Annotated in this window: 25 protein-coding genes and 1 riboswitch; of the genes, 16 read left to right on the forward strand and 9 right to left on the reverse strand. The window is 70.4% G+C overall.

From position 1 onward, the window contains the following. Position 1: 1 nt before the first annotated feature. The 4 genes from ABZ267_RS31810 to ABZ267_RS31825 form a co-directional block, all read right to left on the reverse strand. Positions 2 to 871: an ABC transporter permease gene (locus tag ABZ267_RS31810; RefSeq protein WP_356754055.1), complete on the reverse strand. Its 870-nt coding sequence runs from the start codon at positions 869 to 871 to the stop codon at positions 2 to 4. Further along, positions 868 to 2,127 carry a betaine/proline/choline family ABC transporter ATP-binding protein gene (locus ABZ267_RS31815; protein WP_356754057.1) on the reverse strand — a complete coding sequence of 420 codons (1,260 nt, stop codon included), beginning with the start codon at positions 2,125 to 2,127 and terminating at the stop codon, positions 868 to 870. Before ABZ267_RS31815 ends, ABZ267_RS31810 begins: the two co-directional genes overlap by 4 nt. Next, positions 2,120 to 2,767, reverse strand: a complete 648-nt coding sequence (locus tag ABZ267_RS31820) for an ABC transporter permease (RefSeq protein WP_356754059.1) — start codon at positions 2,765 to 2,767, stop codon at positions 2,120 to 2,122. The genes ABZ267_RS31815 and ABZ267_RS31820 overlap by 8 nt, the downstream gene beginning before the upstream one ends. Positions 2,768 to 2,833: 66 nt before the next feature. Further along, positions 2,834 to 3,307: an Lrp/AsnC family transcriptional regulator gene (locus ABZ267_RS31825; protein WP_356754061.1), complete on the reverse strand. Its 474-nt coding sequence runs from the start codon at positions 3,305 to 3,307 to the stop codon at positions 2,834 to 2,836. A 122-nt stretch (positions 3,308 to 3,429) separates the two neighbouring features. On the opposite strand from ABZ267_RS31825, the gene hppD reads away from it, so the two are divergent. Next, on the forward strand, positions 3,430 to 4,575 hold the full coding sequence (hppD, locus tag ABZ267_RS31830) for a 4-hydroxyphenylpyruvate dioxygenase (protein WP_356754063.1): 1,146 nt from the start codon (positions 3,430 to 3,432) through the stop codon (positions 4,573 to 4,575). 117 nt (positions 4,576 to 4,692) lie between these two features. Here the strand turns inward: hppD and ABZ267_RS31835 are convergent, their stop codons facing one another. Next, complete coding sequence (locus ABZ267_RS31835) at positions 4,693 to 6,384, reverse strand: tetratricopeptide repeat protein (RefSeq protein WP_356754065.1); 1,692 nt, start codon at positions 6,382 to 6,384, stop codon at positions 4,693 to 4,695. 98 nt (positions 6,385 to 6,482) lie between these two features. Here ABZ267_RS31835 and ABZ267_RS31840 point away from each other — a divergent pair, with 98 nt between their 5' ends. Continuing rightward, a complete protein-coding gene (locus ABZ267_RS31840; protein WP_356754067.1) occupies positions 6,483 to 7,850 on the forward strand; it encodes an FAD-linked oxidase C-terminal domain-containing protein in 1,368 nt (455 codons plus the stop codon). A gap of 70 nt (positions 7,851 to 7,920) precedes the next feature. On the opposite strand, the gene ABZ267_RS31845 is transcribed toward ABZ267_RS31840, so the two are convergent. Further along, positions 7,921 to 8,403: an SsgA family sporulation/cell division regulator gene (locus ABZ267_RS31845; protein WP_356754069.1), complete on the reverse strand. Its 483-nt coding sequence runs from the start codon at positions 8,401 to 8,403 to the stop codon at positions 7,921 to 7,923. A gap of 248 nt (positions 8,404 to 8,651) precedes the next feature. Here ABZ267_RS31845 and ABZ267_RS31850 point away from each other — a divergent pair, with 248 nt between their 5' ends. Further along, positions 8,652 to 10,331, forward strand: coding sequence for an RDD family protein (locus tag ABZ267_RS31850; protein WP_356754071.1), 1,680 nt, complete (start codon positions 8,652 to 8,654; stop codon positions 10,329 to 10,331). A gap of 125 nt (positions 10,332 to 10,456) precedes the next feature. After that, positions 10,457 to 11,149, forward strand: coding sequence for an RDD family protein (locus ABZ267_RS31855; protein WP_356754073.1), 693 nt, complete (start codon positions 10,457 to 10,459; stop codon positions 11,147 to 11,149). 73 nt (positions 11,150 to 11,222) lie between these two features. Here the strand turns inward: ABZ267_RS31855 and ABZ267_RS31860 are convergent, their stop codons facing one another. Continuing rightward, positions 11,223 to 11,558: a hypothetical protein gene (locus tag ABZ267_RS31860; RefSeq protein WP_356754075.1), complete on the reverse strand. Its 336-nt coding sequence runs from the start codon at positions 11,556 to 11,558 to the stop codon at positions 11,223 to 11,225. Positions 11,559 to 11,930: 372 nt separating this feature from the next. On the opposite strand from ABZ267_RS31860, the gene ABZ267_RS31865 reads away from it, so the two are divergent. Both ABZ267_RS31865 and ABZ267_RS31870 read left to right on the forward strand, forming a co-directional pair. Then, a complete protein-coding gene (locus ABZ267_RS31865; RefSeq protein ID WP_356754077.1) occupies positions 11,931 to 14,342 on the forward strand; it encodes an immune inhibitor A domain-containing protein in 2,412 nt (803 codons plus the stop codon). Positions 14,343 to 14,466: 124 nt separating this feature from the next. Next, positions 14,467 to 14,850, forward strand: a complete 384-nt coding sequence (locus ABZ267_RS31870) for a hypothetical protein (RefSeq protein ID WP_356754079.1) — start codon at positions 14,467 to 14,469, stop codon at positions 14,848 to 14,850. Between the two features lie 15 nt (positions 14,851 to 14,865). On the opposite strand, the gene ABZ267_RS31875 is transcribed toward ABZ267_RS31870, so the two are convergent. Both ABZ267_RS31875 and ABZ267_RS31880 read right to left on the reverse strand, forming a co-directional pair. Continuing rightward, a complete protein-coding gene (locus tag ABZ267_RS31875) occupies positions 14,866 to 15,462 on the reverse strand; it encodes an isochorismatase family protein (RefSeq protein ID WP_356754081.1) in 597 nt (198 codons plus the stop codon). Positions 15,463 to 15,670: 208 nt separating this feature from the next. Further along, a complete protein-coding gene (locus ABZ267_RS31880; RefSeq protein ID WP_356754083.1) occupies positions 15,671 to 16,999 on the reverse strand; it encodes a nicotinate phosphoribosyltransferase in 1,329 nt (442 codons plus the stop codon). Between the two features lie 79 nt (positions 17,000 to 17,078). On the opposite strand from ABZ267_RS31880, the gene clpS reads away from it, so the two are divergent. The 10 genes from clpS (at position 17,079) to ABZ267_RS31930 (ending at position 25,054) form a co-directional block, all read left to right on the forward strand. Further along, positions 17,079 to 17,396: an ATP-dependent Clp protease adapter ClpS gene (gene clpS / locus ABZ267_RS31885; protein ID WP_356754085.1), complete on the forward strand. Its 318-nt coding sequence runs from the start codon at positions 17,079 to 17,081 to the stop codon at positions 17,394 to 17,396. 53 nt (positions 17,397 to 17,449) lie between these two features. Beyond that, complete coding sequence (locus ABZ267_RS31890; RefSeq protein WP_356754087.1) at positions 17,450 to 18,061, forward strand: DUF2017 domain-containing protein; 612 nt, start codon at positions 17,450 to 17,452, stop codon at positions 18,059 to 18,061. A gap of 322 nt (positions 18,062 to 18,383) precedes the next feature. Next, positions 18,384 to 19,829, forward strand: a complete 1,446-nt coding sequence (locus ABZ267_RS31895) for an amino acid permease (RefSeq protein ID WP_356754089.1) — start codon at positions 18,384 to 18,386, stop codon at positions 19,827 to 19,829. Positions 19,830 to 19,989: 160 nt separating this feature from the next. After that, complete coding sequence (locus ABZ267_RS31900; protein WP_356754090.1) at positions 19,990 to 20,412, forward strand: M67 family metallopeptidase; 423 nt, start codon at positions 19,990 to 19,992, stop codon at positions 20,410 to 20,412. 45 nt (positions 20,413 to 20,457) lie between these two features. Beyond that, a riboswitch (cobalamin riboswitch) is annotated at positions 20,458 to 20,621 on the forward strand. Positions 20,622 to 20,658: 37 nt separating this feature from the next. Beyond that, a complete protein-coding gene (locus ABZ267_RS31905; RefSeq protein WP_356754092.1) occupies positions 20,659 to 21,657 on the forward strand; it encodes an ABC transporter substrate-binding protein in 999 nt (332 codons plus the stop codon). Beyond that, the gene (locus ABZ267_RS31910; protein ID WP_356754094.1) at positions 21,654 to 22,694 is read left to right on the forward strand and encodes an iron ABC transporter permease; all 1,041 of its coding nucleotides are present in this window, start codon (positions 21,654 to 21,656) and stop codon (positions 22,692 to 22,694) included. Before ABZ267_RS31905 ends, ABZ267_RS31910 begins: the two co-directional genes overlap by 4 nt. Positions 22,695 to 22,725: 31 nt before the next feature. Then, positions 22,726 to 23,523, forward strand: coding sequence for an ABC transporter ATP-binding protein (locus ABZ267_RS31915; RefSeq protein WP_356754096.1), 798 nt, complete (start codon positions 22,726 to 22,728; stop codon positions 23,521 to 23,523). A 69-nt stretch (positions 23,524 to 23,592) separates the two neighbouring features. Then, complete coding sequence (locus tag ABZ267_RS31920; protein WP_309544402.1) at positions 23,593 to 23,709, forward strand: putative leader peptide; 117 nt, start codon at positions 23,593 to 23,595, stop codon at positions 23,707 to 23,709. Positions 23,710 to 23,825: 116 nt separating this feature from the next. After that, entirely contained in the window at positions 23,826 to 24,104 is a 279-nt protein-coding gene (locus tag ABZ267_RS31925) for a MoaD/ThiS family protein (RefSeq protein WP_006124874.1), read from the forward strand. Then, on the forward strand, positions 24,104 to 25,054 hold the full coding sequence (locus ABZ267_RS31930; RefSeq protein WP_356754099.1) for a cysteine synthase: 951 nt from the start codon (positions 24,104 to 24,106) through the stop codon (positions 25,052 to 25,054). The genes ABZ267_RS31925 and ABZ267_RS31930 overlap by 1 nt, the downstream gene beginning before the upstream one ends. Positions 25,055 to 25,350: the final 296 nt, after the last annotated feature.

Raw genomic sequence — 25,350 nt, forward strand, 5'->3', positions numbered from 1 at the left:
CTCACCGTTCCTCCAACCCGCGCGGCGTCAGCGCCAGTTCGGCCAGCGAGGCCAGCCAGTCCACCAGCAGCGCCAGCACCACCGTCAGCACCGAGCCGATGATCAGCACCGGCATCCGCTGCGTCTGGATCCCCGAGGTGATCAGGTCGCCGAGCCCGCCGCCTCCGCCGAACGTGGCCAGCGTCGCCGCACCGACGTTCAGGACCAGTGCCGTCCGTACACCCGCCAGGATCAGCGGCACCGCCAGCGGCAGCTCCACCTTCAGCAGCACGCCCCGCCCGGACATCCCCATCCCGCGCGCCGCCTCGATCATGTTCGGCTCGATCGCGCGCAGACCCGCCACCGTGTTGGAGAGCACCGGCAGCACCGCGTAGATCACGATGCCGATGATCGCGGTCCGCGGCCCGATGCCGAGCCAGATCACCAGCAGCGCCAGCAGGCCGATCGCCGGCGTCGCCTGGCCGATGTTGGCCAGCGCCGTGAACGCCGGAGCCGCCTTCCGCAGCCGCCGCCGGGTCAGCGCGATGCCGAGCGGGATCGCGATGATCAGCACCCAGAACGTGGAGATCGCCGTCAGCCGCACATGCTGCCACCAGCGCAGCTGCACATTGCCGCCGGTCAGCGAGTTCTCCGCGATCGAGTCCAGGTGGATGTTGGTGATCCACACGTACGTGATGACCAGGACGACCACCAGCACCGCCGGCAGGACGATCAGTTTGCGCCAGGTGATCCGGCGCGCCGGAGCGGCCGGAGCGGGGGAGGGGTCGCTCTCCTCGTCGTGGAAGGCGTGGCCCTTGACGTCGTGCTCGCCCGGCGGCCGGGTCGGAGTCGCCGGGCCTTTGGAGGAGCCGGACCGGTGGCTGGGGCTCATACTCCGCCGCCACCTCCCTCCAGCTCCTGTTCGGTCCGGTGGAAGCGCTGCTCCGCCAGCTCGTGCTGGTGCTCCATCGCGGTCAGCCGGTCGGCCTCCAGCAGCTCCTGCACGTTGTCCATCAGCGTCTTCATGTCGACGACCCCGATGAACTCGCCGCGCCGCCCGGTCACCGCGACCCGCCCGCCGCTGTCGGTGAGCACCGCCTCCAGCGCGTCGTGCAGTGTCGCGTCCCGGGTCACCGTGTCGTGGACCAGCTGCCCGGCCCGCGCCAGCGAACCGCGCGCCCGCATCAGGTCGCCGCGCCGCAGCCACTTGTACGGGCGGTTCTGCCGGTCCAGCATCAGCAGCTCGTTGTGCGGGCCGTTGCGCAGCTTGTTGAAGATCGTCTGGAGCGGGTCCTCGACCGTCACCGTCGGGAAGTCCGCGATGCCCACATCCCGTACGCGAGTGAGGTTGAGCCGCTTGAGCGCCGCGCCCGCGCCAACGAAACCGGAGACGAAGTCGTCCGTCGGGTTGGTGAGGATCGCCTCGGGTGTGTCGAACTGCGCGATGTGCGACCGCTCCCGCAGTACGGCGATCCGGTCGCCGAGCTTGATCGCCTCGTCGAAGTCGTGCGTGACGAACACGATCGTCTTGTGCAGCTCGTGCTGGAGCCGGATCAGCTCGTCCTGGAGGTGGTCGCGGGTGATCGGGTCGACCGCTCCGAACGGCTCGTCCATCAGGAGTACGGGAGGATCGGCGGCCAGCGCCCGCGCCACGCCCACCCGCTGCTGCTGGCCGCCGGAGAGCTGGCGCGGATAGCGGCCGTGGAACTCGCGCGGGTCCAGGCCCACCAGGTCCAGCATCTCCTCGACCCGGTCCTTCACCCGGGACTTGGACCAGCCGACCATCTTCGGCACCAGCGCGATGTTGTCGGCGACCGTCATGTGCGGGAAGAGGCCGGAGGACTGGATCGCGTAACCGATCTTGCGGCGCAGCTTCACCGGGTCGATGTCGGTGACGTCCTCGTCGCCGATCCGGATCCGGCCCGAGGTCGGCTCGATCAGCCGGTTGATCATCTTCAGCGTGGTGGACTTCCCGCAGCCGGACGGGCCGACGAAGATCACCGTCTCACCGGCCTTGATCTCCATCGAGACGTTGTCGACGGCCGGGTTCGGGCTGCCCTGGTACTTCTTGGTCAGGTTCTCCAGCTGGATCGTGGCCCCGGAGGTGGCGGTGCTCCCGCTCGCCGGAACGGTCTCGGTCTCAGGCACGGATCCCCCTCGGGATGGTCAGCCGTCCCAGCAGGACGTACGCGGCGTCGAAGAGCAGAGCGAGCACGACGATGCCGAGCGTGCCCGCGAGGACCTGGTTGATCGCGTTGGCGCTGCCCAGCGAGGCGATGCCCCGGAAGATCTCGTTGCCGAGGCCGGGCCCGGAGGCGTACGCGGCGATGGCGGCGATCCCCATCAGCATCTGGGTGGAGACCCGGATGCCGGTCAGGATCGGCGGCCAGGCCAGCGGCAGCTCCACCCGGCAGAGCCGCGCCACCCGTGACATCCCGATGCCCGTCGCCGCGTCGACCAGCGCCGGATCGACGCCGCGCAGTCCCACGATGGAGTTCCGGACGATCGGCAGCAGCCCGTACAGCGTCAGCGTGATCACGGTCGGCGCCACACCGAGGCCGACCAGCGGGATCAGCAGACCGATCGCGGCGAGCGACGGGATGGTGAGGACCGTCGCCGTGGAGGTGATCGCCAGCGAGCCGCCCCAGCCGCTGCGGTAGCTCACCACGCCGATCACCACACCCAGCACGGTGGCGATGACCATGCACTGGAAGACCGCGCTGACGTGCTGGAACGCGTCCGTGAGGAGCTGCTGGTGGCGAGTGTTCAGATACTCCCAGAAGCTCACACGCACTCCCTCGGTTCAGTCGGCGGTCGGTCTTTCCGGATCGTCCACTGCCCGGATTCATCTGGCTCAGTCGCTGTCCTGGGCCGCCTGTTCCACCAGCGGGATGATCCGCAGCGGAACCGGGTTCTCCATGACGATCGCCGTGGAGGCCCGGACGATGCCATCAAATCCGACAACCCGGTCGATCACCCGCTGGAGATCGGCGTTGGAACGGGCCACCAGCCGGCAGAACATGTCGCCGTGCCCGGTGGTGGTGTGCAGCTCCAGCACCTCCGGTACGCCGCCCAAGTGGGCCCGTACGTCGGCGCCTTGGCCCTGCTTGATCTCCAGCGTCGCGAACGCGGTGACCGGATAGCCGAGCGCTGCCGGGTCCACGTCCGGGCCGAACCCGCGGATGACGCCATTCGACTGAAGGCGGTCCAGCCGCGCCTGTACGGTCCCGCGCGCCACGCCGAGCCGCCGGGATGCTTCGAGGACGCCGATCCGCGGCTCACGCGCGAGCAGCACGATGAGCCGGCCGTCCAGATGATCGATCGCCATGAGCCCGCCTCCGGTGGTCACCCTGTACAGATAGTCCGGCCATCATGGCGATCTGCTGCACACATTGACCAGTGAATGCGCAAACTATTGCGCACCTTGCGATGCGGGGAGAGCCTTCGAACATGACTGAGACTCTGCACACCAGCCCTGACACCGCCGCGCAGGCCGACCGCTTCCCGGTCAAGGGAATGGACGCGGTCGTCTTCGCCGTGGGCAACGCCAAGCAGGCCGCGCACTACTACTCGACCGCCTTCGGCATGAAACTGGTGGCCTACTCCGGACCGGAGAACGGCAGCCGCGAGACCGCGAGTTACGTCCTCACCAACGGCGCCGCCCGCTTCGTCTTCACCTCCGTGATCAAGGCCTCCACCGAGCGGGGCACCTTCCTCGCCGACCATGTCGCCGAGCACGGTGACGGCGTCGTCGACCTCGCCATCGAGGTCCCGGACGCCCGCGCCGCCTACGCGTACGCCGTCGAGCACGGCGCCCGTGGCCTCACCGAGCCGCACGAGGTCAAGGACGAGCACGGCACGGTCGTCCTCGCCGCCATCGCCACCTACGGCAAGACCCGCCACACCCTGGTGGAGCGCTCCGGCTACGACGGCCCGTACCTTCCCGGCTTCGCCGCCGCCAAGCCGATCGTGGAGCCGCCGGCCAAGCGGACCTTCCAGGCCATCGACCACTGCGTCGGCAACGTCGAGCTCGGCCGGATGAACGAGTGGGTCGGCTTCTACAACGAGGTTATGGGCTTCACCAACATGAAGGAGTTCGTCGGCGACGACATCGCCACCGAGTACTCCGCCCTCATGTCGAAGGTCGTCGCCGACGGCACGCTGAAGGTGAAGTTCCCGATCAACGAGCCGGCGATCGCGAAGAAGAAGTCGCAGATCGACGAGTACCTGGAGTTCTACGGCGGCGCCGGCGTCCAGCACATCGCGCTCGCCACCAACGACATCGTCGCCACGGTCCGCTCGATGCGCGCGGCCGGTGTGCAGTTCCTGGACACCCCCGACTCGTACTACGACACGCTCGGCGAGTGGGCCGGCGAGACCCGCGTGCCGGTCGAGACGCTGCGCGAGCTGAAGATCCTGGTCGACCGCGACGAGGACGGCTACCTGCTGCAGATCTTCACCAAGCCGGTCCAGGACCGCCCGACCGTCTTCTTCGAGATGATCGAGCGCCACGGCTCCATGGGCTTCGGCAAGGGCAACTTCAAGGCCCTCTTCGAGGCGATCGAGCGCGAGCAGGAGAAGCGCGGCAACCTCTGAGCCCGGCCTTCCCACGGGTACAGACCTCTGAGCCCGGTCTTTTCACGGATACACACGCCACCGCGGCCCGGGGCAGCACCCCGGACCGCGGTGGCGTACGCCGTTTCCGGCGAAAGGTTACGGAGACTTCGCCGCGTCGGCCTCCACCGCCGCCGGGCTGCTCGGGGCCGCCTTCGACGGTGCCGGAACCGACTGCGAAGGAGCGGGCGCCGGAGCCTCGGGCTTCGGTGACTCCCGCTTCGGCTCCTTCTTCGGTTCGGGCTTCGGCTCCGGCTCGGCCTCCCGCCTCGGCTCAGGCGCCGGAGGTGGCGGCTGCATGTCCCCAGGCCCGCCCGGCGGCGGCTCACCGAGCGTCTCCAGCGCCTCCCGGGCCTTCGGCGCGTCCAGCGGCGAGAAGGCCGGGTTGGTGCGCAGCGCCTCCTGAAGGTGGCGGCGGGCCGGACCGTACTGTGCCAGCTCCCGTTCGATCACGCCGAGGTGGTACGCGTACGAGGCGTTCCGCACACCGGTCTCCACCGCCTGCCGCGCGTACGTCAGCCCTTCCTCCGACCGCCCCGACCGGTGCAGCGCCCAGCCCAGCGCGTCCGCCACCGCCGCGTTGCGGTGCTGCTTCCTCCACTGGCCACGCAGCAGCTCCACCGCCACCGCCGGGTCGCCGTGGTCGCTCTCGTACCGGGCCTGGATCACGGACTCGTCGACCCCGGCCGCCTTCGCCCGCTCCAGCAGCTCGGCCAGCTCCTCGTACTGGCTCTTCGCGTCGCCGTCGAGCTCCAGCGACGCGTACAGCTCGCCGAGTTCGAGGACGTACGCCGGGCGCGGGAGCTTGGTGACGGCGCTCTGGTACGCGGCCACCGCCTCGTCCGTGCGGTCCAGCGCCACCAGGGCCCGGGCCTTGCCGGCGAGCGAGGCGTGGTGGCCGGCGTCCGTGCGCAGCGCCGCGTCGAACTGCGCCACCGCCTCCTCCGCCTCACCACGCTCCCAGGCCAGCTCACCGAGCCGGTGCAGCGCCTCGGCCTTCTCGGCCGGCGTCACCGCCCGGTCGGCGGCCTCGCGGGCGGTGGCCAGCGCGTCCTCGCGCCAGCCCTGGCCCCGGTAGAGGTCGGCGGTCCGGGCCAGCGCCGGCACGCCCTTGCGCAGCTCGCCGAACTTCTCCGTCGCCTCGGTCGCCGCCTTGACGTCCCCGAGACCGGTGTACGCGTCGATGAGGACCGGATACACGCGCCAGGCCTTCGGCTCCTGCTTCTGTACCGTCTCGCCCCACCGCTTCGCCGCCAGGAAGTCGTGCCGCGCGTTGGCCAGCGCCGCCATCCCGACCCACGCCTCGCCGTTGCCGCGCTCACCCGGCTCCGCCGCCAGCGACCGCTTCAGCGCCTCCTCCGCGCGCCCGAAGTACGCCGCGTCCGCCGAGCGCCGCCCCCACTCCACGTACGCCGAACCGAGCGTCGCCCACGACGGCGCGTCCTCCGGATGCGCCTCCACCCACTTCTGCCGGTCCCCGATCAGCGCGGTCAGGTCGGAGAGCGAGGCAGGAGAGCCCGCGGTCGCCGCCGCCTCGGCCCGCTCCACCGGACCTGGCTCCTTCGCCCGGTCGTCCTTCCCGTCCGGCACGGCCACCACCGCACCGGCCAGCAGCACACCCGCCGCCAGCGCCCCGAACGCGGCCCGGCGCAGGGTCGTCCGCAGCGTCGGCGGCGGAGGAGGTACGGCGGTGGCGCCTTCGGCGGGCATCACGTAGGGGTCGTGCGGGTCCTGCGGGGACGGCTCGGGCGGCCGGCGGGACTCGGGATCCTGCTGGGGCATGACATCCATGGCCATCACTGTGCGTCAGTCATACGAGCACACCGCGCCTTGGGATCACTCCCGCCGACGGGTTCACACCATTGGCCCCCGAGTGCCACGCTGGAACCATGAGCGATCTTCTCGAACGCCTGCGCACCGGGCTTCCGGCCGAGGCCCTGATCACCGATCCGGACGTCACCGCGTCCTACGCCCACGACATGGCGAGCTTCTGCGAGGCCGGCACCCCGGCCGTCGTCGTGCTCCCGCGCACGGTCGAGCAGGTCCAGCACGTGATGCGCACCGCCACCGAACTGCGCGTCCCGGTCGTCCCGCAAGGCGCCCGGACCGGCCTGTCCGGCGCGGCCAACGCCTCGGACGGCTGCATCGTGCTCTCGCTGGTGCGGATGGACCGGATTTTGGAGATCAGCCCGGTCGACCGGATCGCCGTGGTCGAGCCCGGCGTCATCAACGCGGTGCTGTCACGCGCGGTCGACGAACACGGCCTCTCCTACCCGCCGGACCCCTCCAGCTGGGAGACGTGCACGATCGGCGGCAACATCGGCACGGCCTCCGGCGGTCTGTGCTGTGTGAAGTACGGAGTCACCGCCGAGTACGTCCTCGGTCTGGACGTCGTCCTCGCCGACGGGCGGCTCCTGACCACCGGCCGCCGGACGGCCAAAGGCGTCGCCGGATACGACCTGACCCGGCTCTTCGTCGGCTCCGAAGGCAGCCTCGGGATCGTCGTCAAGGCCGTCCTCGCGCTGAAACCGCAGCCGCCGCAGCAGCTCGTGCTCGCCGCCGAGTTCCCGTCGGCAGCCGCCGCCTGTGACGCTGTGTGCCGGATCATGGAGCGCGGTCACACCCCGTCACTCCTCGAACTGATGGACCGGACGACCGTGCGTGCCGTCAACAAGCTGGCTTCCATGGGTCTTCCGGAGACCACCGAGGCGCTCCTCCTCTGCGCCTTCGACACACCGGACCCGGCGGCCGACCTCGCCGCCGTCGGAGCGCTCTGCACCGCCGCCGGAGCCACCGAAGTGGTCCCGGCCGACAACCCGGCCGAGTCCGAACTCCTCCTCCAGGCCCGCCGGATGTCGCTCACCGCGCTGGAGGCCGTCAAGTCCGCCACGATGATCGACGACGTCTGCGTACCGCGCTCACGGCTCGGCGAGATGCTCGCCGGCACGGCGGCCATCGCCGAGCGGTACGACCTCACCATCGGCGTCTGCTCCCACGCCGGCGACGGCAACACCCACCCGGTCGTCTGCTTCGACCACACCGATGCCGACGAGTCCCGCCGGGCCCGCGAGTCCTTCGACGCGATCATGGCGCTCGGTCTGGAGCTGGGCGGGACCATCACCGGCGAACACGGCGTCGGCGTCCTCAAGAAGGAGTGGCTCGCCCGTGAACTCGGCGAGACCGGTATCGAGCTGCAGCGCGGTATCAAGGCCGCCTTCGACCCGCTCGGCCTCCTCAACCCCGGCAAGCTCTTCTGACACCCGCTGCTCACGGGGCCCTCACGCCCACTGCTCACGGGGCCCTCACGCCCGCTCCTTACGGGGGTCCTCACGCCTCACCGTCCTGGGACGGCGACTCGTCCGCCGACCACGGGTCGCTCAGCCACAGGTCGTCCGCCGGCAGCGGGGCCAACAGCTCCGCCAGCGCTTCGTCGATCCCGAGCCGCTCGCTCTCCGTGCCCGGCGGCACCACGCGCAGGGTCCGCTCCACCCAGGCGGCCACGGCGGCCGACGGCACTTCGAGGAGCGCGTTGCCGTCCGGGGAGGTGAGGGCCACGCAGATCACGCTGCGGTTCTCGATCTTCGTCGGCCAGATCCGTACGTCACCGTGCCCGCACGGCCGGAACACGCCCTCCACCAGCAGCTCCCGGGCGAACGTCCAGTGCACGGGCGAATCGGAGCTGATGTGGAAGGCGATGTGCACGGCGTACGGGTCGTCCGTGCGGTACGTCAGCCGGGCGGGGACCGGGATGGACCGCTCGGGGGAGAGGACGAGCTTCAGCTCCAGCTCACGTTCCACGATGTTCATCACGAGAATGCACGACCTTCCGGTGCTCCTGGGCCGGTCCCGCTGACCGTCCCGCACAAGGAGAGAGCGCCCTCCTCGCCACCTATTACGCGACTTCTCAAAAAAACTTCGATCCGTTGCGAAAGTGGTCCCAAACAGGCGGACCGGCCCGGGGATACGTGGCGGTCTGATAGATGTGGACCCTTGTATTGAGGCCGTCCGCCCGCACTCCGGGGACGGCCTGAGGCCTCGAAGAGATACGGGACCCGCTGATGAGCGCGCCAACTCCGGCACCCGGTGACGACAGCCCCCGTGAGGGCTACTACCCCGACCCCTCCATCCCCGGTTACGTCCGGTACTGGAACGGCGCGTCCTGGGTGCCGGGTACGAGCCGGCCCGCGCCGCAGCAGGCGGCTCCGGCTGCTGGGCCTGCTCCGGCTCCGGTCCCGGCTCCGCAGGCGGGTGCGCAGTCCGGGCCGGTGGAGGAGACCGGGCCGATCTTCTTCGACGAGGAGGACGGGCTTCCGGATGGCTCGGACGGGTCGGGTGGGTCTTCGGGGGCCGACGCCGGGTCCGTCTGGCAGGCGGACTCCGCGCGCCAGAGCGGCTTCGGCGGCGAGCGGGACCGCCGGGTCTCCTGGCCTGACCCGGCATCGGAGCCGGCCGCCGACCCGCGGGCACCTCGCGCGCAGGACCCGACCGGCGGCGCGCTGCCGGGAATGCGGGACGCGGGCCGGGCCCCGGAGGCGGAGGAGGCCGGTGCGCGACCGCCGACCGAGGGCACGGTGACGATCCGCGCGGTGGGCCCGCAGAAGGTGAGCGGCGCGCAGAACGTGAGCGGTGCGCAAAACGTGAGCGGTGCGCAGAACGTGAGCGGTGCGCAGAACGTGAGCGGTGCGCAGAACGTGAGCGCGGCGGAGAACCTGAGCCCCGCCCAGGGCCCCGGACCTCGTGTGCTCCCGACCCCGGCACCCGCACCGGCCGCCCCCGTCCAGCCTCTCCCGGCCCAAGCTGCCGCGCCGCAGGAGGCGCCGCAGGGACCGGTCCAGGCACCCGCCGCCACCTCCGTACCCACGCCGTCCCCGGCGCCCGCTCCTCCGGCGGCCCTGCACACGCCGCTCACCCCGGGCCCCGGCGGCGGTTCGGCGTCCTGGGCGCAGCAGGTCCACCAACTGGCCCAGCCGGAACAGCAACAACAGCAGCAACAACAACCGCAGCAGGCCCAGCAGCACCAGCAGGACCCACAGCACCACCAGGCCCTCCAGCAACAGCAGCCGCAACAGCACCACCAGGCCCCGCAGTACCACCAGCAGCAAGCCCTCCACCAACACCCGCTGCCTCACCAGCAACAGCAGTCCTCCTTCGCGCAGTCCGGTGCCGGTTCCGGAGCCGCGGCGGACCAGCCCGTCGTGCCGTGGAAGCCTCCGGCGGCCGACGACCCCTTCCAGCAGCTCGTCCGCTCGCAGGCGGCGGCCCGGCCCGCCGGGCTCGGCAAGCGGTTCGCGGCCCGGCTGGTCGACAACCTGGTGCTCGGCATGGTCGTCGGTGCGGTGGCCATCCCGCTCGGCACCCAGGCCATGGACCACATCGACCGGAAGATCACGGCGGCCAAGCAGACCGGCGAGACCGTGACCGTCTGGCTGCTGGACTCCACCACCGGCACGCTGCTGGGAGCGCTGTTCGCGGCCTTCCTCGTCCTCGGCTTCCTCCTGGAGGCGCTGCCCACCGCCAAGTGGGGCCGGACGCTCGGCAAGAAGCTGTTCGGGCTCGACGTACGGGACATCGAGTCGCACGACGCGCCGACCCTCGGAGCGGCCCTGCGCCGCTGGCTCGTCTACGGGCTGCTGGGTCTCCTGGTCATCGGCGTGGCCAACGTGCTCTGGTGCCTGATCGACCGGCCGTGGCGTCAGTGCTGGCACGACAAGGCGGCCCGCACGTTCGTGGCGGGCTGAACGGGGACCGGATCCGGCTGAACGGGCAGGGCCCGCGGCCCCGCCGTAACCTCGTATGCCGCTCCGCGTCCCCCGAACGCACCTGAGCCGTTGCGGGCCCCGGTGGCGCGGGATGCACTGCCCCCATGAGCAACGACCAGCCGACGCCCGGCCAGCCGCCCGAGGACGACGATCCGTTCCTCAAGAAGCCGCAGGAGCCCCCGCCGCCGTCGGGCGGTCAGCCGCCGTACGGTCAGCCGCCGTCGGGCGGACAGCCGCCGTACGGGAGTGCGCCGCCGCCTCCGCCGCCTCCGCCTCCGCCGAACGACCCGTACGGAAGCGGCGGCGGTTTCGGAGCGCCGGATCCGCTGGCCGGGATGCCGCCGCTGGCCGAGCCGGGCAAGCGGATCCTGGCGCGGCTGATCGACTTCCTCATCATCTCGATCCCGCTGTATCTGATCTCGCTGCCGTGGGGCGGGGCGATCGATGTCGACGGGGACGGCGGTGACGGGTTCGACGCCGCCTACAGCGGCCACCAGTTCCTGTGGTCGCTGATCGGCCTGGTCGTCTACGTCGCGTACGACACGTACTTCACGCACAAGGACGGCCGGACCATCGGCAAGCGGCTGCTCAAGCTCCGCGTGGCCATGCTCAACGACGGCCGGGTGCCGGACACCGGCGCGGCGCTGATGCGGGCCGTCGTGCTGTGGGCTCCGGCGCTGCTCTGCTGCCCGTGCCTGTGGTGGCTGATCAACATCGTGCTGATGTTCACGGACAAGCCCTACCGTCAGGGACTCCAGGACAAGGCGGCCAAGACCGTGGTGGTCGTGGCCAGGTAGGCGCGCGGAAGCAGCCGGGCGGGTGCGATGTCCCGTCCGGCTGCCGAAGGTCCAGGTCGCTGGTCCGGGCCGCTCAGCGGCGCAGTGAGTGCTGCCGGTCCGCCTGCCGGGCCGAGCGGGCGGCCGGGACCCGCTGCCGGGCTCCGACGCCGGCCGGCGCGTGGTGCGTACGGGCGGTGGAGGCGGCGGCGTGGGCCGGGTGAGGGTGCGCCGCCTGGGCCGTGGCGGCCGGCCGGGGCCGGGCCTGCGGCAGGCGTACGGCGACCAGCAGGCCGAGCGCGAGCCCGGTGGTGGCGGCGATGCCCACGCCGATGCCCGATTCCGTACCGGAGAGCAGCAGCAGGGCGAGAGTCGTACAGATGACGGTGGCCGAACCGTAGACGAGCTGTGCGGCAGTCGGACGCGGCATGGCGGTTTCCGTCCTCGGGACGTCGGATGGCTGGGCGGTCGGCATCACATGCACAGGTGCCTTCCGACCCTACGACGGTGGATGCCCGACAGGGACCGGTAGTAAGCGTGACCTAACCCACGGTACCGGTGCACAGGGGGCGCACGGAGTCACGTCTCTCACCAACCGGGCGGTGCGGCGCGCCTGTTGGCGATGATCCTGTCCGCATATCGGGAAAGCGCTCCTGCATAGTGCACTTGGTCTGTTCAAGTCAAGGTCTGTCTTTTCTCTCGTAACTCCGATCAAATGTCGTCACTTGTGACGCGTTGCGCGCGCGGCCCTCTCCATACCCCCCTGGCCGCTGCGCGGACGCCCGGGGAGGACTGCAATCAAGTGACCAATCAGAGACGGGCGCTTCGCGCCGCTGCTGTTGTCGTGGCCATGGCCGCGACCGCGGCGACGGCCTCGACCTTCGCCACCGCCCAGGCGCATGACACCACGTCAGGTTCCACCGCCTCCGCCGCTCCCACCGTCGACCGCCATGACCCGGCGCCCGGCAAGGGGCATGTGGAGCACAACCTCGAAGGCCCCTTCAGCGAGCAGCAGGCAGCGCAGCGGGAGGCCGCGCTGGAGCAGGTGCTCTCCGGGGACAAGAAGGTGACGACCAGGAGCGGTTCCAAGGTCGTCAAGCTCGGCAACAAGAAGTACGTGGAGCTCGGCCGGGAGAAGACCGACAAGATCTTCACCATCCTGCTGGAGTTCGGCGACAAGGTCGACGACGCGACCATGTTCGACCCGGACGGCGACGGCCCCAAGCCGCCGGTCAAGAAGTTCGGCGGCACGCCCGGCCCGGCGCACAACGAGATCGCCAAGCCGGACCCGAAGAAGGACAACAGCACCGCCTGGAAGGCCGATTACAACCAGGCGCACTTCCAGAAGCTGTACTTCGGCGAGGGCAAGGGCGTCCACTCGCTCAAGACCTACTACGAGAAGACCTCCTCGGGCCGTTACTCGGTCGACGGCGCGGTCTCCGACTGGGTGAAGGTCGAGTACAACGAGGCCCGGTACGGCTCCAACTACTGCGGCCAGTCCAACTGCGCCAACGTCTGGGACGCGGTCCGTGACGGCGTCAACGCCTGGGTCGCGGACCAGAAGGCCAAGGGCCGTACCGACGCGCAGATCAAGGCGGACCTGGCCGAGTACGACCAGTGGGACCGCTACGACTTCGACGGCGACGGCGACTTCAACGAGCCGGACGGCTACATCGACCACTTCCAGCTGGTCCACGCCGGTGAGGACGAGTCGGCGGGCGGCGGCGCGCAGGGCGGCGACGCCATGTGGGCGCACCGCTGGTACGCGTACGGCACCAACGCCGGCGCGACCGGCCCGGCCGGCAACAAGGCCGGCGGCGCGCAGATCGGCGGGACCGGCATCTGGGTCGGCGACTACACCGTCCAGCCCGAGAACGGCGGCCTCGGCGTCTTCGCCCACGAGTACGCCCACGACCTCGGTCTGCCGGACCTGTACGACACCTCCGGCGGCGGCGAGAACTCGGTCGGCTTCTGGTCCCTGATGTCGGCGGGCTCCTGGCTCGGCACCGGCAAGGGCGAGATCGGCAACCTGCCGGGCGACATGACCTCGTGGGACAAGCTCCAGCTCGGCTGGCTCGACTACGACACGGCCAAGGCGGGCAAGACCTCGCTGCACAAGCTGGGCGTCTCGGAGTACAACACCAAGGACCCGCAGGCGCTCGTCGTCGAGCTGCCGGCCAAGTCCGTCACCACCACCGTCGTGAAGCCGGCGCAGGGCACCAAGCAGTGGTGGAGCGACCAGGGCGACAACCTGGCGAACACGCTGACCCGTTCGGTCGACCTGACCGGCAAGTCCTCGGCCAAGCTGGACCTTTCGGGCTGGTACGACATCGAGGCCGACTACGACTACCTCTACACCGAGGTGTCCGACAACGGCGGCACCAGTTGGACCGCGCTCGACGGCACCGCCGACGGCCAGGCCATCCCGCGTGACGCGAGCGACAAGCCGGCGCTGACCGATGTCTCGGGCGCGCACAAGAAGCTCTCCTTCCCGCTGGACGCCTACGCGGGCAAGAAGATCGACCTCCGCTTCCGCTACCAGACGGACGGCGGCGCGGGCGGCAAGGGCTTCACCGCCGACGAGATCACCATCACGGCCGACGGTGCCACGCTCCTCTCGGACAACGCCGAGGGCGACGACAACGGCTGGACGGCGAAGGGCTTCTCGCGGATCGGTGAGTCCTTCTCTAAGGACTACCCGCAGTACTACATCGCGGAGAACCGCCAGTACGTCTCGTACGACGAGACCCTCGAGGTCGGCCCGTACAACTTCGGCTTCTCCACCACCCGTCCCGACTGGGTCGAGCACTACGCGTACCAGACCGGTCTGCTCGTCTGGCTCTGGGACACCTCGCAGAAGGACAACAACACCTCGGTCCACCCGGGCCAGGGTCTGATCCTGCCGGTCGACGCGCACGCCAAGCCGCTGAAGTGGAAGGACGGCTCGCTCCTGCGCAACAAGATCCAGCCGTTCGACGCCCCGTTCAGCTGGTACCCGAACAAGGGCTTCACGCTCCACAACGCGGACGTGCCGCTGAGGATCCAGCCCTCGCTGGGCAACCCGGTCTTCGACGACCGCAAGGGCACCTACTGGTACAAGGAGAACCCGACGGGCAGTGTCAAGGTTTCTGACACCAACACCCGCATCTCCATCGTCCACGAGCCGCTGAGTGGCTCCACGATGACCGTGCTGGTCAGCCCCTCGGGCCGATAGTTCCATAAAACCGCAGGTCAGAGCATGATCGGCCGTCGCCCTCTAGCGGGCGGCGGCCGATCGTGTTTAGGTGCGTCTTGTTCACATCCTTATTGACACGACGTCTCACGGGGGAGTGCGGAGCATGGCAGGCGGAGGTTTCTGCAGGTTGCCGAACGGCACGGTGGTGGTGGCCCTGACCCTCACCAGACCGGGTGGTACGGGCTCGGATCCGGGCACTCCGGTACGGGTCCTGGTCCACGCGGCGAACCGGGCGCGCGCCCTGACCAGGCTGCGCAACCTGGGACTGCGGGCGGTGTACCTGCGCGGCAACGACCGGCCGCCGACACCGGACGAGGTCACGGCGGTGCTGCACCATCCGGACGGCCTGCTCTGGCGGGCGGCGCCGCAGGCGGGCCCGGTTGCGCAGCCGGCGCTCGCGCTCCAGTCCTGCCAGGAGCTGTGGCACCCGATCCGGGCGCTGCTCGGCCCGGCGGGCCACGCCGGACCCGCCCGTCCGGCGGCGTAGCGGCTCCGCGGGCGGCTACAGGGCCTCGGCGACGACCGGCTTGCCGGAGAGCTTCACGCCCGCCGTGCGCAGCTGGTCCAGGGCCTTCTCGGTGGTCGCCGGCGCGACTCCGGCGGTCAGGTCGAGCAGCACCTGGGTGACGAAGCCCTCGCGGGCCGCGTCCAGCGCGGTGGCCCGTACGCAGTGGTCGGTGGCGATGCCGACTACGTCGACCTCGGTGACGGACCGGTCGCGCAGCCACTGCGCGAGGCCGATACCGTTCTCGTCGGCGCCTTCGAAACCGCTGTACGCGGCCGCGTAGGCGCCCTTGTCGAAGACGGTGTCGATGGCCCCGGAGGCGACGGCGGGCGCGAAGTTCGGATGGAACCCGACGCCTTCCGTACCGGCGACGCAGTGCACCGGCCAGGAGTCCACGTAGTCCGGGGTCTCGGAGAAGTGGTCACCGGGGTCGACATGGCAGTCCCGGGTGGCGACCACGTGCTGGTAGCCGGGCTGGGCCTCACCGATGAGGTCGGTGATGGCGGCGGCGACATCGGCACCACCCGCCACCGCGAGGCTGCCGCCTTCGCAGAAGTCGTTCTGAACGTCCACGACGATCAATGCGCGGTGCATGGCGGGTGTCCTTAGGTGGGGAGAGAGCGGAGATGTTCAACGTTCACGGGGGTGCCGACGAGCGTAGAGACTAGGGCCTGACAATCAACCCCTACCCACTCCCGCCCGTGGGGCGCCCATTCCAGCCCGTCCGGCGTTTGAGGACGGAACCGGCGCGGCGAGGCTCCCGCACCTTCCGAGGCCCGGGACCCTTCCGAGGCCCGGGGCCTCACACGTACTCCGTCCCGATCACCGGCTCGCCACGAGACAACTGCATCGCCGACATGGGCAGCCCGGCCCGGGCGGAGACATGCCGCTCCCGAGCCGCCTCCAACGGCTCCCGAGCCACCACGACCCCGTCCCGCACCAGCTCCACCAGCAGCTCCCGCCCGGCCAGCTCCTCCGGCACGGGCCCGGTGCCGATCACCTCGGCCTCGGCGGCACCGTCCTCGTCGGTCCGGCGCGCGGCCCACTTGCGACCGCCCTTGGACGACTTCGCCCCCATCGACTTCTTCGCCACCGGCACCAGCGGAGCATCCGCCTCCGCCGACCCGGCCCGAGCCACCAGCTTGTAGACCATCGAGCACGTAGGGTGCCCGCTTCCGGTGACCAGCTGCGTCCCGACCCCGTACGCGTCCACCGGCGCGGCCGCCAGCGAGGCGATCGCGTACTCGTCCAGGTCCGACGTCACCACGATCTTCGTGCTCGTCGCTCCCAGCTCGTCCAGCTGCTGCCGCACGCGGTGCGCGACCAGCAGCAGGTCACCGGAGTCGATCCGTACGGCCCCGAGCTCCGGCCCCGCGATCTCCACCGCCGCGCGCACCGCCTCGGTCACGTCGTACGTGTCCACCAGCAGCGTCGTCCCGCGTCCCAGCGAGTCCACCTGCGCCCGGAACGCGTCCCGCTCGGTGTCGTGCAGGAGCGTGAAGGCGTGCGCGCTGGTGCCGACCGTCGGAATCCCGTACCGGAAGCCGGCCGCCAGATCCGAGGTGGCGTCGAACCCGCCGACGTACGCCGCACGCGCCGAGGCCACCGCCGACAGCTCGTGCGTCCGCCGCGCGCCCATCTCGATCAGCCGGCGCCCGCCGGCCGCGGCCGACATGCGCGAGGCGGCGGCCGCGATCGCGGAGTCGTGGTTGAGGATGGAGAGGATCACCGTCTCCAGCAGCACGCACTCCGCGAAGGACCCTTCCACGCGCAGGATCGGCGAGCCCGGGAAGTACACCTCGCCTTCCGGGTAGCCCCAGATGTCGCCGCTGAAGCGGTATCCGGCCAGCCATTCCAGGGTCGGCTCGTCCACGATGTCCTGCTGGCGCAGGAAGCCGATCATCTCGTCGTCGAAGTGGAAGTTCTCCACCGCGTCCAGCACCCGCCCGGTGCCCGCGACGACTCCGTACCGCCGCCCCTCGGGCAGCCGGCGGGTGAACGCCTCGAAGACGGAGTGCCGGCCGGCGGTGCCCGCCTTGAGGGCCGCCTGCACCATGGTCAGCTCGTACTGGTCGGTGAAGAGCGCGGTCGACGGAACGCCGACCCGTCGCCCGAGGTCCGCTGAGTTCATGGCTGGGATGCTACCCCCTATTCGTCAAACTGACGAGATGTGGGGTCCGTTTGTGCACCGGGCCCGCCCGGGTGGCAGCATGGGACAGGTGAGCGTTGCTACCCCCGTAGAGATCGAACGTCCTGAATCCGCCGAGGAGACCTTCGCGGTCCCCGAGCCGGACGTCCCGTGGGTGACGCTCGTCCACAACGACCCGGTCAACCTCATGAGCTACGTGACCTACGTCTTCCAGGCCTACTTCGGCTACTCCAAGGACAAGGCGCACAAGCTCATGCTCGACGTGCACCAGAAGGGCCGCGCCGTCGTCTCCAGCGGGAGCCGCGAGGAGATGGAGCGCGACGTCCAGGCCATGCACGGTTACGGACTGTGGGCCACTCTCACCCAGGACCGCAACTAGCCGCCCCCGGCGTCCCTGCCACCCGCCCCGTACGACCCACCATCGGAGAATCCATGGCCGGCCATTTCGAGGCCACCCCCGGCGGCGGCGCGGCCGTCGCGCTCGACGAGGTCGAGATCTCGATCCTCCGCTCCCTCGCCGTGCAGCTGCTCGAACTGATCGGCCCGGGTGACGAGCCCGCCGACGGTGAGGACCCGCTCGCCGCGCTCTTCGCCGAGGGCCCCAGCAAGCCGCCGTCCGACCCGGCCCTGGCCCGCCTCTTCCCGGACGCGTACGGCGGCCCCGCAGGCTCGGCCCCCGAGGACAAGTCGGAGGAGGAGCTGCGGGAGCTGTCCGCCGAGTTCCGCCGGTTCACCGAGAACGACCTGCGCTCCCGCAAACGCGAGGACGCCCTCGCCGTGGTCCGGACGCTCGACGCCCTGGCGCCCGTCGGCGACGGCGGAGCCGTCCTCACGCTCACCGCCGTCGAGTGCCGCTCCTGGCTCGGCTCGCTCAACGACCTGCGCCTCACCATCGGCGCCCGGCTGGAGGTCTCCGACGAGGACGAGGGCGAGGACGGTTCGCTCTACCGGCTCCCGGACAGCGACCCGCGCAAGCCGATGGTGATGGCCTATCTCTGGCTCGGCGCGCTCCAGGAAACGCTCGTCGAAACACTGATGCCGTAATCCTCCGGCCCCGATCGGCGAGGCCTCCGTGTTCGCTCAACGGACGCTCAGATCCGGGTAATGATCCCGCCAAGACATAAGCGCCGTTCGTGGTGGATGGAGTTTCTTGTCCGCATTTATCTGTGGAGTGCGCCACAGAATGTCCCATGGTGTCCTGTGAGGGCCGTGATAAATCTTCACGATCGCCCGGGAACGCCACCCCTGTTCCCGGGGTCGCCACCAGCCGGCCGAACGCCGGTGGCACTCCATCCATATCCGGGGGATCAGGACCTGATCCGCGGCCTTGACGGCGCGGATCGGCGTGGAGAAAGGCGCACCACACATGACATCGGCACAGGTCGACGAGGGACAGGCCGACAAGGGAAGGCCCGGCGCGGAAGCCGGCGAGGCCGAGACCGGTGGCGAGGGGTACCAGCGAGGTCTGGGCGCCCGTCAGATCCAGATGATCGCCATCGGCGGAGCCATCGGTACCGGGCTCTTCCTCGGCGCGGGCAAGGCGATCGACCGGGCCGGACCCAGCCTCATCCTGGCCTACGTCCTCGCGGGCCTGGTCATCTTCTTCATCATGCGGGCCCTGGGTGAACTGCTCATGTACCGCCCGGTCTCCGGCTCCTTCTCGGAGTACGCCCGCGAATTCATCGGGCCGTTCTTCGGATTCGTCACCGGCTGGACGTACTGGCTGTTCTGGGTCGTCACCGGAATCACCGAAGTCACCGCCGCCGCCACCTATATGACGTACTGGTGGGACATTCCGCAGTGGCTGTCCGCACTCGTCTTCACCGTCATTCTCTACGGCGCCAACCTGATCTCCGTGAAGCTCTTCGGTGAGCTGGAGTTCTGGTTCTCCATGGTCAAGGTCACCGCGATCGTCGGCATGATCCTCATCTGCGCCGGCGTGCTGACCCTCGGCTTCTCCGACGCGGGCGACACCGCGACCGTCTCCAACCTCTGGAACGACGGCGGGTTCTTCCCGAACGGCGTCGGCGGCATGCTGATGACGCTCCAGATCGTCATGTTCGCCTTCCTCGCGGTCGAACTCGTCGGCGTCACGGCCGGAGAGTCCAAGGACCCGAAGACCGTGCTGCCGAAGGCCATCAACACCGTGCCGTGGCGCATCGCCGTCTTCTACGTCGGCGCGCTGATCATGATCCTGTCGGTCGTGCCGTGGTCCACCTTCAAGCCGGGCGTCTCGCCGTTCGTGAAGGCCTTCGAGGAGATGGGGCTCGGCATCGGTGCCGCCATCGTCAACTTCGTCGTCCTGACCGCGGCGCTCTCCTCCTGCAACTCCGGCATGTACTCCACCGGCCGCATGCTCCGCGACCTGGCCATGAACGGACAGGGCCCGCGCGCCTTCACCAAGCTGACGAAGAACGGCCTGCCGCTCGTCGGCACCACCTTCTCCGCGGCGCTGATGCTCGTCGGCGTCTGGATCAACTACCAGTGGCCGGGCGAGGCGTTCAACTACGTCGTCTCCTTCGCGACCATCTCCGGCATGTGGGCCTGGATCATGATTCTGTTCAGCCAGATCCGCTACCGCCGCCTCGCCGACCGGGGCGTGGTCCCGCAGTCCTCGTTCAAGGCGCCGGGAGCCCCGTACACCAGCTGGTTCGCGCTCGCCTTCATCGGCATGGTCATCGTGATGATGGCGGTCGACGAGGAGGCCAGGATCTCGCTCTACTGCGCTCCGGTCTGGGCGCTCCTCCTAGGCGTCTCCTACCTCGTGCTCAAGTCGCGCGACCCGGAGAACACCGCCTTCGCCAAGCGCTGACCCAGGCTTAGGGCGGGCCCGACGACCACGGGCCCACGACCGGCCCTCCTCCCGGACGCCCCGGCCGCTCACCCTCCCCCCACGGCCCCGGGTGTCCACCATGCGGCCCTCTCCGTACCACCCATCGGTACGGAGAGGGCCGCATGCCTATCCTGGCGCCATGCTGACCATCACCCAGGCGCTCCACGACCAGATCGTCGCCCACTCCCGCGCCGACCACCCCGACGAGGCGTGCGGTGTGGTGGCGGGACCGGCCGGGACCGGGCGCGCCGAGCGCTTCATCCCGATGCTCAACGCCGCCCGCTCGCCCACGTTCTACGAGTTCGACTCCGGCGACCTCCTCAAGCTGTACCGCGAGATGGACGACCGCGACGAGGAGCCCGTGATCATCTACCACTCGCACACCGCGACCGAGGCCTACCCGTCCCGCACCGACGTGACGTACGCCAACGAGCCCGGCGCCCACTACGTCCTGGTCTCCACCGCCGACACCGACGGCTCCGGCCCCTTCCAGTTCCGCTCGTACCGCATCGTGGACGGCGAGATCACCGAGGAAGACGTGCGGGTCGTCGAGGCGTACTGAGCGGTAGCGCGCCCTCCGGGGGCCCCGCCGACCCGCCGGACGGGTCTGGCACACTGCACCCCAGACCCGAACACAAGGCAGCGGGAACCAGGAAGCCGGTGCGAATCCGGCACGGTCCCGCCACTGTGACCAGGCCCCCTTCCCGTACGGACTCCGTACGCGGACGGCGGCCCGGAAGCCAGGAACTGGCCCGCTGCCTTCTCGCATCGACCAGGGGACGCGGAAATCCCCCGGAGAGGCCCCGCCATGTCCCGGCGCACCCCCGCGCTCATAGCCGCCGCCGTGCTGCTCCCGCTCGCCCTCACCGCCTGCTCCACCTCACAGAGCCCCGACGCCAGGAGCGAGCCCGAGGCCGCGGCGAAGAGCGACGGCTTCCCGTACACCGTCACCAACTGCGGTGTCACCACCACGTACAAGGCCCCGCCGAAGCGCGTGGTCACCATGAACCAGCACGTCACCGAGATCATGCTGGAGCTCGGCCTCACCAAGTCCCTCATCGGCACCGCCTACCTCGACGACCAGGTCCTGCCGAAGTACGCGAAGGACTACGCCTCCGTCCCGGTCGTCGCCGAGGAGTACCCCTCCTACGAGCAGGTCCTCGCCACCAACCCCGACTTCGTCTACGGCGGCTACAGCAGCGCCTTCACGGCGGGCGACGGCCGAGGCCGCGAGGCGTTCAAGAAGTCCGGCATCGAGACCCGGCTCAACACCGAGAGCTGCGCCAAGGCAGACACCCCGATGGAGACCCTCTACGAGGAGATCCGCGAGGTCGGCCGCACCTTCGGCGTCACCGACCGCGCCGAGGCCTGGATCAAGCAGGCCAAGGCCGACAACGCGGCCACCGCGAAGAAGCTGGCCGAGCTGAAGCCGCTCTCCGTCTTCGTCTACGACAGCGGCGACAAGACCGCGTTCACCGCGGGTGGCAAGGGCATCGGCAACGAGCTGATCAAGCGCGCCGGCGGCACCAACATCTTCGCCGACCTCGACAAGTCCTTCGGCGACGCCTCCTGGGAGAACGTCGTCGCCCGCAAGCCCGAGGCGATCGTGATCTACGACTACGGCTCCACCACCGTCGAACAGAAGAAGAAGCGCCTCCTCACCGACCCGGCCCTCGCCGACATCCCGGCCATCAAGAACAAGCGCTTCGCGGTGATGCCGCTCTCCGACGCGGTCCTCGGCGTCCGCGTCCCCGCCGCCGTCGAGAAGCTCGCGGCCCAGCTCCACCCGGCGGCCACCACCTCGTGACCTGCCGCACCTCCGCACCGCGGCGGCTGCTCCGCTACACCCTGGTCGTCGGCGTCCTCGCCGCACTCCTCGCAGCCGCCGTGGTCGCCGCTCTCGCCCTCGGCTCCGTCCGCATCCCGCCCGGCCAGGTCATCGACATCCTGACCGGCCGGGCGGAGGCGAGCCCGTTCCGCACGATCGTCCTGGACGTCCGGCTGCCGCGGGTCATCCTCGGCATCGTCGTCGGCGCCGGACTCGCCGTCATCGGCACGGTCCTCCAGGCCCTCGTACGCAACCAGCTCGCCGACCCGTTCCTCCTCGGCGTCTCCTCCGGCGCCTCCACCGGCGCGGTCCTGGTCATCGTCCTCGGCATCGGCGCGTCCCTCGCCACCACCGTCACGGTCCCGGCCGCCGCCTTCGCCGGCGCGCTGCTCTCGCTGCTCCTCGTCTACACGCTGGCGCGCGGCGGCGGAGGCCTCACCACCAACCGGCTCGTCCTCGCCGGAGTCGCCGTCTCCTACATCCTCTCCGCGCTCACCAGCCTGATCCTGGTCACCTCCGCCCGCGCCGACCACCTCCAGGAAGTCCTCTACTGGACGCTCGGCGGCCTCGGCGCGGCCCGCTGGGACATGCTCGCGCTCCCGACGATCACGCTCATCGCCGGTACGGCCGTACTCCTGACCCTGGCCCGGCCGCTCGACCTGCTCCTGGTGGGGGAGGAGGGAGCGACCGTACTCGGCCTGGACACCGCCCGCTTCCGGGCCGCCGTCTTCGTCCTCGCCTCGCTGATGACCGGAGCGCTCGTCGCGTACAGCGGAGCGATCGGCTTCGTCGGCCTGATGGTCCCGCACATGGCCCGGATGGCGGTCGGCGCCGCGCACCGCGCGCTGCTGCCGGTGGTCGCGCTCGGCGGCGCGGTGTTCCTGGTCCTCGCCGACCTGGCCGCCCGCACGCTCGCGGCCCCGCAGGACATCCCGGTCGGCGTCCTCACCGCACTGACCGGCGGCCCGTTCTTCCTGTGGATGCTGCGGCGCAGGCCGGAAGGAGCGCCGGCATGAGAGCCGTACGCACGCCCGAAGGAGCCCGCCCGTGACCACGCTGCGCACCGAGGCACTCTCGTACGGGACCGGCGAAGGCCGCCATCTGGTCGACGCGGTCGACCTCACCGCCGCCGACGGCGAGACGGTCGGCCTGGTCGGCCCCAACGGCAGCGGCAAGACCACGCTCCTGCGCTGCGTCTACGGCACCCTGCGCCCCACCCACGGCCGCGTCCTCCTCGACGGCGACGACCTCGCGACCCTCCCCGTCAAGGCCCGCGCCCAGCGCATCGCCACCGTCCCGCAGGAGAGCCACGCGGGCTTCGAACTCACCGTCGGCCAGGTCGTCGCCATGGGCCGCGCGCCGCACAAGCGGTTCTGGGAGGCCGACAACGCCGCCGACACCGTGTTCGTCGCCGAGGCCCTGAACCGCGTCGGAATCGCCGCACTCGAACCCCGTACCTTCGCCTCCCTCTCCGGCGGCGAACGCCAACGGGCCCTGGTCGCCCGCGCGCTGGTCCAGCAGCCCGCGCTCGTCGTCCTGGACGAGCCGACCAACCACCTGGACATCCGCTACCAGCTGGAGATCCTCTCCCTGGTCCGGAACCTGGGCACCACCAACCTGCTGGCCCTGCACGACCTCAACCTCGCCGCGTACTACTGCGACCGCCTGTACGTCCTCAAGGACGGCCGCGTCGTCGCCTCCGGCACACCGGAGGAGGTCCTCACGGCGGAGCTGCTGAGCGAGGTGTACGGCGTCGCCGCCGAGGTCAGCGCCCACCCGAAGACCGGCGCGCCGACGGTGGTCTACCTACCGGAGGACCACATCAGACGGCACTTGTCCACATAGCGGTCGTTCATCATCCACCATGTGGGATCGCACTCGGGTTTCCGGGCCGGGAATCGATACGATGCCCGCATGGTTCCCCATGACGTGAGCAACAGGACGCCGGGCACGCTGCTCGTCGCGCGGCTGCACGTCGACCTGTGCAGGCTCAAGAGCGCGATCTGTCCCCCGCCCGCAGCCTGCCCGTGAGCCGCACGGCCTGAGTCACGGCCCGCGCGCCACCCACCTGCTCCACCCCCTGCGCGGGGGAAGAAACGCGCGCGCCCCACGCCACCACCTCCCCGCTTTCGACAGGAGCCCACGCCATGGCCATCGAGGTCCGCATCCCGACCATCCTCCGCACCTACACCGACGGCGCCAAGGCCGTCGAAGGCAACGGGGACACCCTCGCCGACCTCTTCGCCGACCTGGAGAGCCGCCACACCGGCATCCGTGAGCGCATCGTCGACGGCGAACAGCTCCGCCGTTTCGTGAACGTCTACCTCAACGACGAGGACGTCCGCTTCCTCGACGGCATCTCCACCAAGCTCAGCGACGGCGACAACGTCACCATCCTCCCGGCCGTCGCCGGCGGCATGCGCTGATGCGGTACGACTCCCCGCTGGCGGCCGTGGGGAACACGCCCCTCGTCCGCCTCCCGCGGCTGTCCCCGTCCGAGGACGTCCGCATCTGGGCCAAGCTGGAGGACCGCAACCCCACCGGCTCGATCAAGGACCGCCCGGCGCTCCACATGGTCGAACAGGCCGAGAAGGACGGCCGGCTCACCCCCGGCTGCACGATCCTGGAGCCCACCAGCGGCAACACCGGCATCTCGCTCGCCATGGCGGCCAAGCTCAAGGGCTACCGCATCGTCTGCGTCATGCCGGAGAACACCTCGCAGGAGCGGCGCGACCTGCTCGCCATGTGGGGCGCCGAGATCATCTCCTCGCCGGCCGCCGGCGGCTCCAACACCGCCGTCCGCGTCGCGAAGGAACTCAGCGCCGAGCACCCGGACTGGGTGATGCTCTACCAGTACGGCAACCCGGACAACGCCGGCGCCCACTACGCCACCACCGGACCGGAGATCCTCACCGACCTCCCGTCCATCACGCACTTCGTGGCGGGCCTCGGCACCACCGGCACCCTCATGGGTGTCGGCCGCTACCTCCGCGAGAACCGCCCCGACATCCAGATCGTCGCCGCCGAACCGCGCTACGACGACCTGGTCTACGGCCTCCGCAACCTCGACGAGGGCTTCGTCCCCGAGCTCTACGACGCCTCGGTCCTCACCACCCGCTTCTCGGTCGGCTCCGCCGACGCGGTCACCCGCACCCGCGAACTCCTCCAGCAGGAGGGCATCTTCGCGGGCGTCTCCACCGGCGCCGCGCTCCACGCGGCGATCGGCGTGGGCAAGAAGGCGGTCAAGGCCGGCGAGAGCGCGGACATCGTCTTCGTGGTGGCGGACGGCGGCTGGAAGTACCTGTCGACGGGCGTCTACACGGCGGAGACGACGGAGGCGGCGATCGAAACGCTGCAGGGCCAGCTCTGGGCTTAGGCCACAGTTCCAGCCCGTCCTCACCATCCCAGCCCGTCCGGCGCTCGAGGACATCTTTCGAGCCCCTCCGGCGCTTGAGGAGCGGGGCCCGGGGCGGAGCCCCGAATCCCGGCCCCCCCCCCACCCCCCCCCCCCCCCCCCCCCCCCCCCCCCCCCCCCCCCCCACAACCCCCCCCCCCCCCCCCCCCCCCCCCCCCCGAACCCCCCCCCCAACCCCCCCCCCCCCCCCCGGGGGCGGGGGCCCCGGGCAGCGCAAGGAGAACCACCCGCGCAACCGCGCCCCGCCCACCCGCACA

The sequence above is a fragment of the Streptomyces sp. NPDC006174 genome, from assembly GCF_040614075.1.
GTDB lineage: Bacteria > Actinomycetota > Actinomycetes > Streptomycetales > Streptomycetaceae > Streptomyces.

What these genes read in the sequence shown, in the direction of transcription:
- ABZ267_RS31875 (WP_356754081.1), bottom strand. Translation starts at nt 15,462, where the DNA reads ATGCACCGCGCATTGATCGTCGTGGACGTTCAGAACGACTTCTGCGAA.
- ABZ267_RS31905 (WP_356754092.1), top strand. Translation starts at nt 20,659, where the DNA reads ATGTCCCGGCGCACCCCCGCGCTCATAGCCGCCGCCGTGCTGCTCCCG.
- ABZ267_RS31810 (WP_356754055.1), bottom strand. Translation starts at nt 871, where the DNA reads ATGAGCCCCAGCCACCGGTCCGGCTCCTCCAAAGGCCCGGCGACTCCG.
- hppD (WP_356754063.1), top strand. Translation starts at nt 3,430, where the DNA reads ATGACTGAGACTCTGCACACCAGCCCTGACACCGCCGCGCAGGCCGAC.
- ABZ267_RS31880 (WP_356754083.1), bottom strand. Translation starts at nt 16,999, where the DNA reads ATGAACTCAGCGGACCTCGGGCGACGGGTCGGCGTTCCGTCGACCGCG.
- ABZ267_RS31890 (WP_356754087.1), top strand. Translation starts at nt 17,450, where the DNA reads ATGGCCGGCCATTTCGAGGCCACCCCCGGCGGCGGCGCGGCCGTCGCG.
- ABZ267_RS31870 (WP_356754079.1), top strand. Translation starts at nt 14,467, where the DNA reads ATGGCAGGCGGAGGTTTCTGCAGGTTGCCGAACGGCACGGTGGTGGTG.
- ABZ267_RS31895 (WP_356754089.1), top strand. Translation starts at nt 18,384, where the DNA reads ATGACATCGGCACAGGTCGACGAGGGACAGGCCGACAAGGGAAGGCCC.
- ABZ267_RS31860 (WP_356754075.1), bottom strand. Translation starts at nt 11,558, where the DNA reads ATGCCGCGTCCGACTGCCGCACAGCTCGTCTACGGTTCGGCCACCGTC.
- ABZ267_RS31825 (WP_356754061.1), bottom strand. Translation starts at nt 3,307, where the DNA reads ATGGCGATCGATCATCTGGACGGCCGGCTCATCGTGCTGCTCGCGCGT.
- ABZ267_RS31840 (WP_356754067.1), top strand. Translation starts at nt 6,483, where the DNA reads ATGAGCGATCTTCTCGAACGCCTGCGCACCGGGCTTCCGGCCGAGGCC.
- ABZ267_RS31835 (WP_356754065.1), bottom strand. Translation starts at nt 6,384, where the DNA reads ATGGATGTCATGCCCCAGCAGGATCCCGAGTCCCGCCGGCCGCCCGAG.
- ABZ267_RS31930 (WP_356754099.1), top strand. Translation starts at nt 24,104, where the DNA reads ATGCGGTACGACTCCCCGCTGGCGGCCGTGGGGAACACGCCCCTCGTC.
- ABZ267_RS31850 (WP_356754071.1), top strand. Translation starts at nt 8,652, where the DNA reads ATGAGCGCGCCAACTCCGGCACCCGGTGACGACAGCCCCCGTGAGGGC.
- clpS (WP_356754085.1), top strand. Translation starts at nt 17,079, where the DNA reads ATGGGACAGGTGAGCGTTGCTACCCCCGTAGAGATCGAACGTCCTGAA.
- ABZ267_RS31925 (WP_006124874.1), top strand. Translation starts at nt 23,826, where the DNA reads ATGGCCATCGAGGTCCGCATCCCGACCATCCTCCGCACCTACACCGAC.
- ABZ267_RS31900 (WP_356754090.1), top strand. Translation starts at nt 19,990, where the DNA reads ATGCTGACCATCACCCAGGCGCTCCACGACCAGATCGTCGCCCACTCC.
- ABZ267_RS31920 (WP_309544402.1), top strand. Translation starts at nt 23,593, where the DNA reads ATGGTTCCCCATGACGTGAGCAACAGGACGCCGGGCACGCTGCTCGTC.
- ABZ267_RS31855 (WP_356754073.1), top strand. Translation starts at nt 10,457, where the DNA reads ATGAGCAACGACCAGCCGACGCCCGGCCAGCCGCCCGAGGACGACGAT.